At 50.1% G+C, this 16,412-nt stretch carries 13 protein-coding genes and 1 tRNA gene; 6 read left to right on the top strand and 8 right to left on the bottom strand.

Annotated elements, in window-relative coordinates:
• Positions 1-11 precede the first annotated feature (11 nt).
• Complete coding sequence (locus WC1_RS17845; RefSeq protein WP_016149741.1) at positions 12-1,106, bottom strand: NapC/NirT family cytochrome c; 1,095 nt, start codon at positions 1,104-1,106, stop codon at positions 12-14.
• A 528-nt stretch (positions 1,107-1,634) separates the two neighbouring features.
• Here WC1_RS17845 and uspF point away from each other — a divergent pair.
• Complete coding sequence (gene uspF, locus WC1_RS17850; RefSeq protein ID WP_003021923.1) at positions 1,635-2,063, top strand: universal stress protein UspF; 429 nt, start codon at positions 1,635-1,637, stop codon at positions 2,061-2,063.
• Between the two features lie 478 nt (positions 2,064-2,541).
• On the opposite strand, the gene torD is transcribed toward uspF, so the two are convergent.
• The 3 genes from torD to torC are packed head-to-tail and all read right to left on the bottom strand — an operon-like array spanning position 2,542 to position 6,861.
• Entirely contained in the window at positions 2,542-3,156 is a 615-nt protein-coding gene (gene torD, locus WC1_RS17855; RefSeq protein ID WP_016149740.1) for a molecular chaperone TorD, read from the bottom strand.
• Positions 3,153-5,693 carry a trimethylamine-N-oxide reductase TorA gene (torA, locus tag WC1_RS17860; protein ID WP_016149739.1) on the bottom strand — a complete coding sequence of 847 codons (2,541 nt, stop codon included), beginning with the start codon at positions 5,691-5,693 and terminating at the stop codon, positions 3,153-3,155. Before torA ends, torD begins: the two co-directional genes overlap by 4 nt.
• A complete protein-coding gene (gene torC / locus WC1_RS17865) occupies positions 5,683-6,861 on the bottom strand; it encodes a pentaheme c-type cytochrome TorC (RefSeq protein WP_003021915.1) in 1,179 nt (392 codons plus the stop codon). The genes torA and torC overlap by 11 nt, the downstream gene beginning before the upstream one ends.
• Before the next feature lie 131 nt (positions 6,862-6,992).
• On the opposite strand from torC, the gene torR reads away from it, so the two are divergent.
• Positions 6,993-7,685 carry a two-component system response regulator TorR gene (torR, locus tag WC1_RS17870; RefSeq protein WP_003021912.1) on the top strand — a complete coding sequence of 231 codons (693 nt, stop codon included), beginning with the start codon at positions 6,993-6,995 and terminating at the stop codon, positions 7,683-7,685.
• On the opposite strand, the gene torT is transcribed toward torR, so the two are convergent.
• Positions 7,658-8,689 carry a TMAO reductase system periplasmic protein TorT gene (gene torT / locus WC1_RS17875; RefSeq protein ID WP_016149738.1) on the bottom strand — a complete coding sequence of 344 codons (1,032 nt, stop codon included), beginning with the start codon at positions 8,687-8,689 and terminating at the stop codon, positions 7,658-7,660. The two genes, torR and torT, sit on opposite strands and share 28 nt — an antisense overlap.
• 82 nt (positions 8,690-8,771) lie before the next feature.
• Here torT and torS point away from each other — a divergent pair, with 82 nt between their 5' ends.
• Positions 8,772-11,537 carry a TMAO reductase system sensor histidine kinase/response regulator TorS gene (torS, locus tag WC1_RS17880; RefSeq protein ID WP_071599117.1) on the top strand — a complete coding sequence of 922 codons (2,766 nt, stop codon included), beginning with the start codon at positions 8,772-8,774 and terminating at the stop codon, positions 11,535-11,537.
• A gap of 37 nt (positions 11,538-11,574) precedes the next feature.
• Here the strand turns inward: torS and WC1_RS17885 are convergent.
• Positions 11,575-11,651, bottom strand: a tRNA-Arg gene (locus WC1_RS17885).
• Between the two features lie 253 nt (positions 11,652-11,904).
• Here WC1_RS17885 and fimW point away from each other — a divergent pair.
• From fimW to fimZ, 3 genes are all read left to right on the top strand, one after another.
• Positions 11,905-12,498, top strand: a complete 594-nt coding sequence (fimW, locus tag WC1_RS17890; RefSeq protein WP_016149736.1) for a fimbria biosynthesis transcriptional regulator FimW — start codon at positions 11,905-11,907, stop codon at positions 12,496-12,498.
• A 385-nt stretch (positions 12,499-12,883) separates the two neighbouring features.
• The gene (locus WC1_RS17895; protein WP_003021904.1) at positions 12,884-13,606 is read left to right on the top strand and encodes a fimbria biosynthesis regulator FimY; all 723 of its coding nucleotides are present in this window, start codon (positions 12,884-12,886) and stop codon (positions 13,604-13,606) included.
• A 587-nt stretch (positions 13,607-14,193) separates the two neighbouring features.
• Entirely contained in the window at positions 14,194-14,826 is a 633-nt protein-coding gene (gene fimZ, locus WC1_RS17900; RefSeq protein ID WP_003021902.1) for a fimbria biosynthesis transcriptional regulator FimZ, read from the top strand.
• Between the two features lie 49 nt (positions 14,827-14,875).
• Here fimZ and sfmF read toward each other — a convergent pair whose 3' ends face one another.
• Both sfmF and fimH read right to left on the bottom strand, forming a co-directional pair.
• Positions 14,876-15,370, bottom strand: a complete 495-nt coding sequence (gene sfmF / locus WC1_RS17905; RefSeq protein WP_086503791.1) for a fimbria assembly protein — start codon at positions 15,368-15,370, stop codon at positions 14,876-14,878.
• Between the two features lie 34 nt (positions 15,371-15,404).
• The gene (gene fimH, locus WC1_RS17910) at positions 15,405-16,412 is read right to left on the bottom strand and encodes a type 1 fimbria D-mannose specific adhesin FimH (protein ID WP_016149735.1); all 1,008 of its coding nucleotides are present in this window, start codon (positions 16,410-16,412) and stop codon (positions 15,405-15,407) included.

The raw sequence follows: 16,412 nt of genomic DNA, 5'->3' as shown, positions 1-16,412 counted from the left end.
TGATTTATCGCTTATTTGTTCATGTCTTTCGCGTTGTACTGGAAGTAACGGCTCAGGATATCCAGTTCGTTTTCACTGATATTGGTACGAGCACCCATCCCTTTTGCCACAGAAGGCCAGGCGTTGAGCGTGAAATGATTCGCCGGAATTGGCGCATGACAACCCGCGCAGTACACATTGTCGAGTTTGCGTGCGTAATCCCACATGGGTTCGCGGCTGGCGAGAGCGGAACCGCTCCATTCGCCCTGCAGCACGACATCTCGCCACGCATTGCCGTAGTCATCTTTTTTCCAGTCGGAGAGGATCTTCAGCGACTGCTGACCTTTTTCACTCAGGCTGGCAAGAATCAAACGCTGCCCTGCTGCGTAGTAAATAACCTGTTCACTTCCCTGCATCTGGCTACCGCGAATCTCGACCAGTCGCACGTTGTCCGTTGTTTTCAGAACCTGCATTTTTGTTGCCGGGTAAACGGTTCCCAGATCGCCAAGCGCGGTATTGCTTACGGCATAAAGCTCAGTTGCCGAGGCTGGAGTAGAGGCTGACTGCGCTTCAAGCCCTTTAAGCGCACTGTCATCCATTTTTATTTCAGGTGGGAAATGGGCGACGCCTTTATGGCAATCAATACAGGTTTGCTTTTCCGCGATGCCCATTTTGTGCATCTTCTGGGCATCCGCGCTTTGTGCAGCAAGATCCATGGCGTCCATACTATGGCAGCTACGGCAGGTCGCAGAATCACTCGCCTTGAGCTGTGCCCAGACGGTTTGCGCCATCTCCAGACGATGTTCTTCAAATTTTTCCGGGGTATCGATTTTTTTGGTTATGAACTGGTGATAAACATCTTTTGAAGCCCGCAGCTTAGCCACCAGATAATCCAGCCCGCCCTCCGGGATATGACAGTCCGCGCACTCTGCGCGAATGCCTTTCTGATTCTGGAAGTGAACCGAGCCGGTATATTCCTCGTAGGGTGCCTGCATCGTATGGCACGACAAACAAAATTCCGTGCTTGAGGTTTTGTGCAATGTCCATTGCCCTGCCAAAACAATAACTGCACCAAGAACAATGCACAGCAGCATCGTCCATATGATAGTTTTATTTATTTTTCTCATCTTTTATTTCCATCAGACGAATACCCTTTTAGAGGTAGACAATAAATATACTAAAGCAGCTACTTATTGATATTCATCAAGCGAAGAGAGAAATAAGAATCAGCCAACGGGTAAGTTTGAAGGGGCTCGCATAATTAATGAGAACGAAATGTAAATATCAAATTTCGTTTAAAATTAGAATATTAAACCAAACATAAAGCTTGATTAACTATTAATTACACAAACATCAGAATAAAAGTTTGATAAAGATTAAAAGCTGCTGAAATTAATCCCTTGGCGGCAATCGTTATATAATTAAATATATAATGAAAACACATAAAAAAGAACCCTTTTCTGTTTTTTGATTACACGTATTAATGAAGATACCTGTCTTACAGTTTTGCTCACATATACATATACGGCCAGACATGCGACACACACATTTCATTGACGCACATTTATGCACGTAACCTTGATCTGGTCACTTATTATACAAAGACGACTTTCGCTACACTCAGAGTAGAGGTAAACAAACAGGAGGTAGTGAATATGTATCGCTCAATTCTGGTGCCCATCGATATCTCTGAAACCGATTTAACTCGCCATGTTGTTCCACAGGTTCAGGCGCATGCCAAAACCGCGAAGGTTCACTTTTTAGCCGTTATTCCTACCGTTCCGTTCTATGCCTCGCTAGGGCTAGCCTACTCTACCGAATTTCCGGACAGAAGTGGTCTGCAGGCCAAGGCCAGCGAAAAACTCGAAGAGATTATTAAGCAGTTCAATATTCCTGCAGGCAGGAGTCAAACTCATGTCGTTTACGGCCCGCCGAAGGATCAGATCCTCAAGTTGGCAGAGGCGGTGGACGCCGAGCTTATCGTCATCGCCTCACATAAACCCGGTTTTAGCACTTATCTGCTGGGTTCAACGGCAGCAGCCGTGGTACGCCACGCGAAATGTCCGGTGCTGGTTGTACGGTGAGAGGATTAAAACGGGAGCGAATGTGCTAATGCCATTCAGTTCACGAAGATGAATGACCATGGAAATAACTGAGAGTGGAACAGCCATAACGAGGTCATCGCTTCAACGCCCTGATTTCCAGTTAAATCTGTTTTGCTGTTCAGCGATTTTCAAATAAAAGCGCAAGAGGTCAAGTGTGGACTGGTCCGGCTGAAAATTGCCGACGTGTTTCCGTAAGGCCGGGAGAACCCGCAGGGATGCGGGTTCAGGGCGCGTTTTACAGGGATGTTGCCTCGCGCCCGGCCCGGTAGCCTGAAGGAATAAGCGGAGGGTATTGCGCAGCAACAATTTTCCCGCCGGGAGCCGGGATTGTTAAGGGTACGGCGATAGTACCCTTAACACGTTCACAGGCAGTATCGTTTCAGAGAGGTGAAAAACATAAGGTGAACGTAGCAATACGACGGAGGCAACAGATTCATTACCTCCGGATGTGCTGCTCTCAGCGCTGATTATCCAGCCTGACCAATGCCAGCAACAGCTGACTTAGCGCGCCGTAAAAACCAAAGTCATCATACCGACAGCATTTAGTGGTGAACTCCGGTAACCAGCGTAACAGCCCTGCCAGCGTTTCTCTGCGCAACGCATCAACCTGCTGATGACGCGGTCCTGCCTCTGCCAGGGAAAAATGCAGATGGCTCAGCAGTTCGATAAAAATCGCCAGATGATCGGCTGACTCGCTAAACGTATCGCTTACCTGCATGCCCGCATCAGATAATAGTTGTTTAATGACCCCATAGTTTGGCCCTCCTTCAAGATGAGCCGACGCATAGGGTAACGCCGCGTGTTTATCCGACATCAGGAACAGGCTGCAAAAATCAGCTGCCAGTTCCAGAGTAGCGTCTTCACGCGCCTTCAGCGCAGCAATTTTTTCCTCCAGCAAAAGGACCTGCGCCTCAAGCAGCGGCTCACCTTTGAGCACCGCGAACCACTCAGCCATTTCGCTGGACTGTAAAAGCGCCAGGCTTTCATCGTCACGCTCCCGGGAAAACAACTGCGCCAGCCAGGCGTACACGCAGGCCATTTGTTCTGTTGTCAGGGAAAAGTGTTTCGTCATGACGTCACCTGCTCAGCCGGGACATATTCACACTGCGCCACCATTTTTATCGGGCCACTGAACGCCGTCACGTTATCCACCTTGCCGGTATACTTCTCAATTTCCACCAGCGTAGTATGGGCGCTGGTCGCCTGCGCCAGCTGAGACGTGCCGATATCTATCGTTAACACGTTCGGATTGCCGTATTTACACAGCGCTCCGATTTCTCCACCGTTATCAGGATCGTACCAGGCACCTTCATGGATGCGCGCCACGCCCGGCGAGTAGAGATCGGAGACAACCGCCCCGGCCAGCACTTGTCCACGCGCGTTAAATACACGAACTATATCGCCGTTGCGGATCCCCCTGACGCTGGCATCCTGCGGGTTGATAAACACCGGCTCTTTGCCACTTACCGCATAATGCTTACGCAGCGCTTCGGACTCGCAGAGCTGTGAATGCAGACGGAAATCCGGGTGCACGGATTGCAAATGTAGCGGCCAACGCTGCGATCCGGGTCCTCCGTGTGAGCGTTCGATTTTCTCAAACCACATCGGATGCCCCTGGCAATCGTCATATTGCATATCGGCAATGGTTTTCGAATATATCTCGATCAAACCGCTCGGCGTGCCCAGCGGTTCAAGGTCGGGATCTTCACGGAAGGCCTGATGACGAACAAACATCTGCGGATGTTCGAATTCAACGTACTCTTGCTGATTCCAGAAAACGTCGAAGGCCGGAAGATGAACGCCGCGTCCCTTCCCTTGCTGGCTTCCTTCCTGCCAGATGCGCTTCAACCAGCCTATCTCATCCAGCCCTTCAGTGAACGCTTCTTCACGGTTAAAGCGGCGGCAAAGATCGCGGAAAATATCGAAATCATTACGCGCTTCAAACTGCGGCTGCACCAACTGCTTCATGGCGATAATTCCGCGGTTGGAGTGGTTGCCATATTGGTCAAGATCGTTACGTTCAAACTGGGTCGTCGCCGGCAATACGATGTCGGCGAATCGACAGGTCGACGTCCACTGATTATCGATGGCGATGACGGTTTCCAGCTTACGCCATCCCTCAATAATGCGATTAATCTGCTGGTGACGATGGAAAGGGTTGGTCCCGGCAAAAACGCACATCTTCAGCGGCGGTAACTTAACGGTTTTGCCGTTCCAGTTAATGTTTTTGCCCGGCTCCAGAATCGCATCGATAAAACGCGCGATCGGAATAGTACTGCTGTAGCCCTTATAATCGGTGCTGTCATGCACAGGAGGCACGGTGGTGGAGCCAGAAAAACCGCTCAGGATAATCCCTTTACGCCCCGGGGTGCCCGCACCGTTGTAATGCCAGCCAAAGCCAAAGCCGCCGCCGGGTAAACCGATTTGTCCGAGCATCGAGGCCAGCACCACGATCATCCACGCCCACTGTTCCCCATGCTGCATACGCTGCACGCACCAGCCGGCAATAATTTGCGTTCTGCCGCCCGCCATCTGCCGCGCCAGTTCACGAATCGTATCTGCATCAATTCCGCAGATTTTTTCCGCCCACTGGGCATCTTTAGGCTGTCCGTCACTTTCGCCCAGCAGATAAGGCAGAAATTGCTCAAACCCAACGCAGTAGTTATCGAGGAAATGCTTATCGTAGAGCTTCTCGGTATACAGCGTGTGTGCCAACGCCAGCTGTAGCGGCACATCAGCCTGCGGGTTCACGGCGATGTGCTTAACCTTGTCGCGGCCCAGATAGTCATGCGTTGAGGTGACGACCGGGTCAACGCTGATGACCGAAATCTCACCCCGCGCCACTTTATCCTTCAGTTGCTCGTAGTATTCGTAGACATCATGATCCGGACACCACCAGTTCGCCTGCTGGTTTTTGATGAGATCGGAACCCCACAGCACAATGGTTTTGCTGTTTTCTAGTACCAACGGCCAGGAGGTCTGCTGCTCATATACCTCCATTGACCCTACCACGCGCGGCAGAATGACCTGAGCGGCGCCGGTGGAATAGTCTCCCCCGGTACTCACGCTGTTGCCATGCAGCGCAATGGCACGTGCCAGCATCCCGGAAGCATTGTGGAACATCCCGGTCGATTGCCAGCCGCTGGCAGTCAGCAGCGCGCTCGGACCATAGGTCTTCTGAATGCGTTCCAGCTCCTGGTAGAAGAAGTCCAGCGCTTCATCCCACGAAACGCGTACAAAGCGGTTATCTCCGCGCTGATTGGTATCGCTCTGATGGCGCTTACGCAACCAGTCCACGCGGACCATCGGGTAGCGAATACGCGCTCCACCGTGTACGTGATCCGGGAGTCCGGCGATCATTTTTGACGGGTATTTATCATGCTCAAACGGTTTGGCCTCAATAAAACGACCATCAACCACGGTGGCACGGATAGCCCCCCAGTGAGAACCGGTCAGAATCCCCTCTTTGACGCCAGTGCCCTGGACTTCTGCGGCGTTGGCGCTACGCGGCGTGAGCAGCGAAGGCCCTAACATACCAGCTACGGTCAAGCCCCCCAGCTGCATTAGAAAACGTCGGCGAGATGCCTGAAAGAGATCGTTATTTTTCATTGCTTTCTCCCTTATCGCCATGCGGCTTATCCGTAGTGTCAGAGGCATTCATCTGCAAATATTTCAGTAAGGTACGTTCTTCACGTTTATCCAGACTGGTAAAGCCAATCATGCCGTTCAACGTGCCAATCCAACCGTTAGCATCAAAGTGTTCTTTCTCTGGCGCGCCGTGGCATTGGTTACAGGTTCCGTTATAGAGCGAGTCGGCATAAGCCCAGATAGGTTTGATGTCGTTGACCATATCGCCCTTCTGCATCCAGGCGGTGGCCTGCAATTTACTCCATGGCGTATTCGTTTCCGCAACGGTGGTTTGCTCCAGCGTCTTCACGTGCTGCTGGATGTCGCCACGAATGGAAGCCACAAAAATGCGCTTGCCCGGCAATTGCGCCAACACGCGCTGACGCCCATTACTCTCGGTCCAGCCCACAATTTCAATTTGCAGCCAGTCACCGTCACGCTTTAACACTTTCACTTCAGAAGCGGGCAGCAGTGAGCCTGCAGGTTCTTTATCACCTTTGGCGGCATAAATAGGTTTGATGTCCAGAGAATAGAGCGTCTCGCCATCGTCGTTTGCATTGGCGCGTAACTGATCAAACTGCTTACGGAAACCGCTACTCATATCGGGAAGCTGATGCGCAATACCTTTATGGCAGTCGATACAGGATTGGTTGTCCTTGGCCGCAATCTTCATCTGGCGCGCAGCTTCAGGATGCTGTTTAGCGTGGTCCATCGCATCATAGTCATGACAAGAACGACAGGTCGCGGAGTTGTTCTCCTTCATTCGCGCCCATTCGCGCTCCGCCAGCTCAGCGCGTTTGGCTTCGAATTTCTCTGGAGTATCAATAGAGTGGGCAACAAAGGTTTGGTAAATATCGTTGCTGGCCTCCAGCTTACGTTTCACCATGCCTGGAATATCGGATGGAATGTGGCAGTCATGACATTCTGCGCGTACCCCGGAGGCATTCTGAAAATGCGCAGACTGTTTATATTCTTCGTAAACCGGCTGCATACTGTGGCAGCTCACGCAAAACTCGGTAGAACTGGTTAATTTAATACCAACGTGCGGCAAGACGATCAGCGCAATACCGACCACAATCCCGATAACGACCAGCGCCAACACTGACCAACGTGCGCTCGGTCTGAGCAGCGCCCTCCATAGTTTCCGCATAATAGCCCCTGTAATCTTATGGTTTAGTTACAGAGGATCTTATTTCTCAAATGTGAACAGCAACACTGGTCAGGATGAATGACTTACGGCAAAATGTGAACAGATATGAACAGAAAGAGCACGCCATCAGGATGTCGCATCACATTGTAATTGTTGAAGATGAACCCGTCACCCAGGCGAGGTTACAGGCATACTTTGAACAGGAGGGTTACCACGTCTCGGTCACCGCCAGCGCTACAGGCCTACGTGAAATCATGTCACAACATCCTGTCGATCTTATTCTGTTGGATATCAACCTCCCGGACGAAAATGGCTTAATGCTGACCCGTGCCCTGCGCGAACGCTCAACGGTAGGGATCATTCTGGTGACGGGTCGTAGCGATCAAATTGACCGGATCGTTGGCCTGGAAATGGGTGCTGATGATTATGTCACCAAGCCGCTGGAGCTACGTGAACTGGTGGTTCGGGTTAAAAATTTGCTCTGGCGTATCGATCTTGCCCGCCAGGCACAGCCGGAGACCAAAGATAACTGCTATCAGTTTGCCGGATACTGTCTGAATGTCTCCCGGCATACCCTGGAGCTGGGCGATGAGACGATCAAACTCACCCGCGCCGAGTATGAAATGCTGGTCGCCTTTGTCACCAATCCGGGGGAAATTCTCAGCCGCGAACGTTTACTGCGTATGCTTTCGGCACGACGGGTAGACAATCCAGACTTACGCACCGTGGATGTATTGATCCGCCGTTTGCGCCATAAGCTACGGGCTGATTTACTGGTGACGCAGCACGGCGAAGGTTATTTTTTAGCGGCCGACGTGTACTGATACAGATAAACCGGACGGAACCCGCCAGGAGAAAGTGAGCGCTGAACATGCTGGCTGTCGACATTTTTCGGGGTGAGCACCAGGATCGGCGGACTGATATTTTCCGGCACCGGTTGCCCTTGTAATACTCTGATAGCCTGTTGAATCGCCAGTTCACCTTGCCAGACCATTTGATCGCTGGCAGCCATAATGATTCTTTCGCGTTTAAGTCCGCGGTACACCTGATGCGACAGGTAAAAAGAGACCACGGTTAGCGGCGTCCCCTGATTCCGCTTCTCTCCCATCGCTGCTTCCGCTGCAATTGCTGTACCGGCAACCACATCGACATCCGGGTGACGTTCAAGCATTTCTTGTAACAGGTTGCGCTGAACTTCAATATCATTATCCCCCAACGCCACATCCACGATGTGCACCTGACTACCGGCAATCGCCTGACGGAATCCTGCCACCATTTCGCGGCTGCCTCCGGCGTCATCAGGTCCGGGCAATAATAAAACCTTTAACGGTTTTCCCGCGCTCCACTTAACCAGATAGCGACCTGGCTGGTAACCCATCTGGAACCATGGAACTCCAACCCGGGCTTTCACCGTCGGATCGTGTATCGCATTCACTACCTCAATGACCGGCAACGTACCAACCTGCGCCTGCAAATCCGGAAAAGTCGTTGTGCTGCTGCCCAATAAAATGGCATCCGCTCCCCACTGCTGGCACTGGGCGATTTGTGTTTTTTGCGTGGTGAACTGACGATACCCTCCCGCCTCAAACACCTTCAGGCTTACTCCATATTTTTTTGCCGCCTCAAGCATGCCGTAATTCACGGAGAGCCAATAGGAATCTTTCAGACTGGGATACAACGCGCACAGTTTCCACACTCGGCTTGCGGTCACGGCCACGTGCGATTCCGGTACTGCCTGCTGCGTATCCTGCCAGCGCAGCAGTGCGGCCCCGGCCGCGTGACTTAAGCCGAGAAAAAGTGTGATAAGCAGGAAAACCAATACGCGCATGATAGCCTCAACATTGATAAGGCTTTATCCTAGTTGCTTTCCTCTTTTGGACTCAACCTTTTTAATCTGTGGCGACCAGACAGTGAATTTATCTCTGACCAAACGACTGTGGATAGGCTTTGCGCTGATGGCGGCACTGACTCTTATCAGTACGCTGACAGGCTGGTATAACCTGCGTTTTGTCAGCCAGGTTGAGCAGGCCAATACCCAGGCGCTAATTCCAACCATGGATATGGCACGCCAGCTCAGCGAGGCCAGTGCCTGGGAACTGTTTTCAGCACAAAATCTAACCACTGCAGACAATGAAAATATGTGGCTGGCTCAGGGGAGAATGCTAACCGCCCAGAGTCTGAAAATAACCACATTACTCAAAACTCTTCGTGAACAAGGCTTTGATACCTCGGCCATTGAACAACAGGAAAAAGAGATCGCCCAGTCGTTAAGCCATCAGGGGGAGATGGTTGGCGAACGCCTGAAATTACGCGCTCAACAGCAACAACTTAGCCAGAAAATTATTGAGGCCACCGCTGACGTTGCCGAAATGGCGCGCGGCCAGGCCAGCAATGCAGCTACTTCGGCGGGCGCCACGCAGGCAAGCATTTATGATTTAATTGAGAGTCATCAGGGGCAAGCGGCTGAACACGCGTTGGACAGGCTCATCGATATCGATCTGGAATATTATAACCAGATGAATGAGCTGCGCCTGAGCGCGCTACGCGTGCAGCAAATGGTGATGAATCTGGGGAATAACCAGGCGCAGAATAACCTGGCTGCGCTGGAAACTCAGTTGAATGCCGCCGTCAGAGTGCTTCACCGCCGACAAATACGTATTGAAGATCCGGTGGTGCGCACTCAGGTGGCCGACACCGTCAATACGATTAGCCGTTATATTGAGCTGCTGTCCCTGTATCGCCAGGATAATGACATCACGACCCAATTGCAGATCTTATCGCAGAATAATATCGAACAATTTACCCGTTTCAGTAGCGAAGTCAGCCAGTTGGTGGAAATCATCGGCCAACGCAATCAAAGCGGACTCGCGCATCTCAAACAGGCCAGCCAGCGCGGGCAACACTTGCTGCTGCTGTTAGGTGGCGTGTCATTATGTTTGCTGATTCTTATACTTTGGCGTGTGGTTTATCGCTCAGTCACACGCCCACTGGCACAGCAAACCCAGGCGTTGCAGCGTCTACTTGAGGGGGATATTGACTCCCCCTTTCCGGAAACCGCAGGCGTTCGCGAGCTGGATACCATCGGGCGGTTGATGGATGCCTTTCGCAGTAGCGTTCACGCCCTCAATAACCATCGCAAACATCTGGCCGCACAGGTTAAAGCTCGCACCGCCGAGCTGCATTCTATGGTATCTGAACACCGGCAGGCCCGTGCAGAAGCTGAAAAAGCTAACCAGGCAAAATCGGCGTTTCTTGCCGCCATGAGTCATGAAATACGCACTCCGTTGTATGGTATCCTCGGCACTGCACAGTTGCTCTCAGACAATCCCGCCCTGGCACAGCATCGGGAAAATCTACGCGCAATCACCGACTCGGGCGAGTCTCTGCTGACCATCCTCAACGATATCCTCGACTATTCCGCCATCGAAGCCGGTGGAAAGAATGTGGCGATAGGCGATGAGCCTTTTGAACCCAAACCCTTGCTGGAAAGTACGCTTCAACTCATGAACAGCCGCGTTAGCGGTCGCCCGGTCGTGCTGGTTGCGGATTTTGCCGATGACGTTCCCGCTTCCCTGCGTGGCGATCCGCGCCGTATCCGGCAAATCATTACTAACTTATTAAACAACGCACTACGCTTTACCGATCGAGGACACATTATCCTGCGTAGTCGGCGTGAAGATCAGGACTGGTATGTTGAGGTTGAGGATACAGGATGCGGAATTGACCCTGCCCGTCAGCACGATATTTTTCAGCCGTTCGTTCAGGTAAGCGGTAAACGCGGAGGAACCGGGCTCGGACTCACCATCAGCGCCAGTCTCGCCAAGGCAATGCAGGGAGAACTAAGCGTTACCAGCACACCCGGCGTCGGGAGTTGTTTTCAGCTGCGTCTGCCATTGCGGGCAACCACGATGCCCGTCATTAAACCCGCACAACGCTCCATATCGTTACAGGGCTTACGCTTATTGCTTATCGAGGATAATCCTCTTACGCAGCGCATCAGCACAGAAATGCTCACTCTCAATGGCGCACAGGTCACCGCTGTCGACTGTGCCGAGGAGGCGTTAAGCCTGTTGCGGGAAGATGCCAGCTTTAATGCTGCTCTGGTTGATTTCGATCTTCCTGATATCGACGGGATCACGCTGGCGCAGCAGTTAGCCCACGACTATCCGGCACTTAACCTGATCGGCTTTAGCGCACACGTCATCGACGAAACGCTAAACCAAAGAACCAGTACCCTGTTTCTCGGCATTATTCAAAAACCGGTTCCCCGGGATGAACTCAGTCGACTTATTACGCATTATCTGCACGCCAACGAGTCTCTCCCGCTTGCATCAGACAATGACAACAAACGGTTAGATTTTCAGCAACTGGCTGGGGATATCCAGGTCATGGGATGGCAAAAGGTGCACGAATGGTTAGCGCTCTTTAAGCAACACACCCTTCCTTTATTAGATGAAATTGACACGGCGCGAGATTTAAATGAGCGCGAGCAGATAAAACGTCTGGCACATCAGCTCAAAAGCAGCTGCGCCAGCATGGGAATGCGCTCAGCCAGCACGATGTGTGCAGCACTTGAACAGCAGCCGTTGGGTGATTTTTCACTCAGAGAGGAGATCCAACAAAGTCTTTATGAGTTAGAACATTGGCTGGAAGCAGAAAAACCGTCCCGCGCGTAACGGTGCGTTGAAGCTGAGCATAGGGACTAACTTTGAATGGTACGCCCTGTAGGATTCGAACCTACGACCTACGGCTTAGAAGGCCGTTGCTCTATCCAACTGAGCTAAGGGCGCATTGCGAAGTGATTACTTCATGCAGATGAAACGCGTGAATTATACGGTCAGCGTCTGCTGAGTCAATGCCTTTTATTTCAGTTGCTGGCGAAGTGTACGAATGTTGATTTTTTCTGCTTGTTCAAGGGTATCCAGGAAATCACCTGGTAACAACTCAGCCCACGAAACGCCAGATTTAAGGATACATGTATTTAGAATATTTATGATTTTGCTTAACATTCCCTTACCCCTCCAGTGGTTCAGGAACTCTTTAATGTTAAGTATCGCCATCAAGGAAGAAAACAGTCACTTCGAACATGGACTGAAAATCATCATCTCCCATCTGGCAAATCAGTGGCATCAGGAGATCTGCTTTTTACCTGTCGAGAATATCGATCGCGCTGACATCGCGTTTATCTCCCTGGATGAAGATTGGCTCAGCGCCGATTGCTATCAGATTCCGATCCATACCCGCCGCCAACACCGGGTTGTCATCTGCAACAGAAATGATAAAGATAAGCTGATGTTCCGGCCCTGCCTGTACATGTTGCCGCTGATCTATCGAGAAGATGACGTTGAGGAAATGACTAAAAAATTAGTCCCCATCCTGCAAAAACGTGCGCTGCGCAGCAACGTGCCTGCAACTATCTGCCATTACTGCACTACCCGCAACTTTTCTGTCGACGAACGCAAGTTCTTAATGTTTCTCGCCAGCGGATATACCTTAGCCGAAACGGCTCACTTACTCTCAATAAGCGATCTTCAGGCCAAAGCGACCCGCCGCGGCATAATGAAAAAGCTGCATGTGAAAAACGATCAGCAATTCTTAAGATACATCCGCGCCCATCTGAATTTTCTACAAAATTAGACGGGGTATCTCTGCCTAATTTTTATTGAGAAATATCTCATCCTCGATTAAGTATCGACTCCTACTGTACCTATCCTCTGCCTGCCAGAATAATCCAGCCATACTATTTCCGGGGTAACAGAAAGACACACCCGGTAATATTTTATCTAATATCAGAGAGAGGTTGAACTGGATAAAACGATCTTTTGGGCATTGAGTAAGACATCAGAAAACTTCCGGCAGATTATTCTGATGGGATACGCAATTGCCAGTCTGATGATTGTTGAAGTACTGAAACCCAACGGCACAAGGACATTGACCTTTACGCTGGCAAAAATTTGGGTCAGGGATGTTTATAGTCAGCAATTTATCCAGACCTGCCGCAACAGAAATGGAATGGAAAAGGATGCACAGCGCAAAACGCCGGGACCGCTATCGCCGCATACGAAACACTAACTGTACCTGGCAATATCCCCACTGTACCTCACAAGTATTTGACCGGCTCGAGTATCTGGCGCAAAAACTCGAATACACATTACCGGACGACACTATATCTCAGGCGATAATTACAACAGACTACTACCTGGCCTACGCGTTAAGTCGACATTTATTCTCAGGCACACGTACGGCGGTCTTCCAGAGCGTTGAGTCGGCCTTACCCAGCATGCAAGAACCAGTAATTAGCCAGTTAGTGATTGACATAGAAAGCTTAACACTCCCCTATTTCGATATACTTGAACGTTTGCGCCAGCTAATTAAGCAGCGTAATGACATCCAGATCTTCATAATGCTTTCAAGTCGTGATGAAGACCTGACTACCTTTATTTCACTATCCGGTCCATTTTATATCCTATCACGCAATTTACGCCTTCCGGAGGTGCGTCACGCCTTATTATCGCCGGTTCCTGACTATATTCATTCCAGACGCATAAATCAGCTCGATTGGGAGATGATTGCCTTACTTTTACAAGGTAACTCCTTAAAAAAGATTGCATTGTTACAAACACAACCTTACCACCGTATCATCTATCGCCTGAACCAATTGATTACGCGCCTGGGGTTACCCAGCAGACAACGCTTTTTGCATCTGATACACCGCCTCAACGTTACCTCTCTTCATTTAATTTAACACCATAACCCTATGTGCGATAAGATTTTTTAGGAAACTACTTATTCTTGAATAAGAAAAAAGATCTAATTTTTACAAATATTTAATATTTACAACTATTCCTGGTATTATGCCTGGTGCCACTGTCACACTTAACCTTACTGATTCTGTGCATTTCAATATAAAAAAGCCTAATTGCAGTCTTAACAAAACCTAAACAATTGGTTTATTGTATCGTTTTTACTATTTAAAAAAAATTTTCAATCTGCCATAATTCGAACTGCAGATAAATACTACCAATAGTCATTAACACATCTGGATCTTTCAGAATATCCTAACTGACATTAACAACCGGGATGTTGTAAGTCTTTTCCGAAAGAACAGAGCAGGTATAATCCCCACAGTTTCCTGATTAATTGTTAGTTTTCCCGGTGTGAAATGGATTTTCCACAAATTCATTGTTCTGCAGAAGAACAACCGAATAAACAAGGATGAAATAATATTTATTCGGTTTTCCCGCAGAACAATTCTTGGCTATTTGACAATATTATAACGCCTGATGTTTTATCAAATTCGCAAGATACGCAAACAGTTTGAGGCATACAACAATGAAACCAGCATCCGTTATCATTATGGACGAACACCCTATTGTCAGAATGTCGATAGAAGTACTACTCGAGAAAAACAGTAATATTCAGGTAGTATTGAAAACCGACGACAGCCGTACGGCAATAGAACACCTGCGCACATACCCGGTCGATCTTGTCATCCTGGATATTGAACTACCTGGTTCGGATGGATTTACATTACTCAAGAGAATAAAGTCTCTGCAGGAGAAAACTCGGGTGCTGTTTCTCTCTTCTAAATCGGAGTCTTTTTATGCCGGGCGTGCTATCCGGGCCGGTGCAAATGGTTTTGTCAGTAAACGAAAGGATCTCAATGATATCTACAATGCAGTAAAAATGATTTTATCGGGATATTCTTTTTTCCCGTCGGATACCCTTAATTTCATTAACAATATAAACGCACAAAAAGGTGTGCTGAATGACATGCCGCTCTCTAACCGCGAGGTTACGGTTTTGCGTTATCTGGCAAACGGTCTGTCCAATAAGGAAATTGCTGAACAGTTGTTACTCAGCAATAAAACGATTAGCGCTCACAAGGCGAATATCTACTCCAAGCTCGGGTTGCACACCATCGTTGAGCTGATCGATTATGCAAAAATGCATGAGTTAATGTAATAACACTCCCGGCGAGATGTCGTTCGGGAGCGTTTTGTCAGCTTATTGATTAGTTATAGTTAATCATAAACGTGGCATCAGCCCTGGCGACGCCAGGCTGAACTCCATCGGCTAACGCGATATAGTTGGCGAAAAAGGTCAGCGTGGCATTGCCGTTCTCATCAATCCCCACGGCCTGGCTCGCCTGTTCGAGCGGTAATCGCGTACGATCGCTGTCGTGCAGTTCAATCGCCACCTTTTGCGCCATGACCGCATCATCAAGCGCCAACAGCGTCGTGCCCGGAGCCGGAGTACCGGAAAACGTTATCGACGCGGATCCCGGCGGGCAACCTTCAAGCTTCAGCGTAAACGCGACCGGTTGAGTGGTATCTCCGCTGGTCTGAAGCTGCTTTGTCGGCCAGGTCCCCAACTCCACCGACTTATTGCTGTCGCTGGCAATCACCGCACAGGTAAAGTCCACCACGTTGCCACGCAGCTCAATATTGATTTCCCCCAGCGACGAGGCGGCATGGCCCAACGAACTGAATGTTAGCAGGGACACCATCGCCAGAAGCGCCCCTGCGAATGGTGTTTGCTTGTTAGTCATAATCCACTCGCAGATAGCCACGAGCCGTAAAAGGCCCTTCGGTAGGTTTATTCCCCGTCACGCTGACCGGCCATGCCCGAATACCGACCCTGGCTGCGGCGTTATCATCCAATTGAAATGGGATATTGCTGGACAAATTGTTAGGCGTCAGCGGGTTACCACTGCTATCGGCGACGATAAAACCTAAATCCGGGTTGTCAGAAACCATCATTTGTCCGGTGGCTTTCTCAGCCTCTACACGCATGGTCAAGTAGGCCTGTGCGGCGACGTTGGTGCATTTTATCGCCACGGTTTTGGTCTGCGGATTAATGCCTTCGGGCCGGTTTCCTGCCCCCGCCTTGCTAAACAACGATGCGCCAATATCGCCAAAATCAAACTCAACAATCTGCCCGGCGTTCACTTCACAGTTTTGTGGAACCTCCACCTTACCGCTGTAGCTGATGGTGTACACCGGCGTGCTTAGTGCATCTCCGGTACTGGTCGTGACATAGACGCTGAACATCGTCTGACGCGGAATCGGAACCATGTTAATAAACGAGCGGATCACTTTGAGTTTAAACACCAGCTTTGAATCCATTACGCCAAAAGGCTGCTGCTTAGGTACGTTGGGGTGAGTCCCCATACGGATATAGCTACGCGGGGGATAAAACAGCCCGGCATAGCTGTCGGTGATGCTCATGGCTCCCAGCAGGTAGTCATTGAGCTTCAGGTACTGAAAACCGCCCTCGGTACTTTGAACAGGAAGTTCAGTGACATAACTTCGGTAGGTGTAATCAACCGTCGTTCCGGCCGGACAGGTGGCATTCACGCCAATCCAGCCCGATTTTTCCGGTAACGTTACCACCTGTCCCGGCTGGTTGTTGCTGCTGTTAAAGACATTCGACAGATCGTAAAAAACATCCGTTGGCGTGCCATTCGAGTTATGGCAGACCGTCGCCCATGACGAATGGGCCATCAGCAGTAAGGCGCTTCCCAGTAACAAACCCGTTTGTCTTTTCAT

This window comes from Citrobacter sp. KTE30, from assembly GCF_000398825.1.
GTDB lineage: Bacteria > Pseudomonadota > Gammaproteobacteria > Enterobacterales > Enterobacteriaceae > Citrobacter > Citrobacter freundii.
The sequence above is the reverse complement of the archived record's forward strand: the minus strand, read 5'-3'. Positions and strand labels throughout refer to the sequence as shown.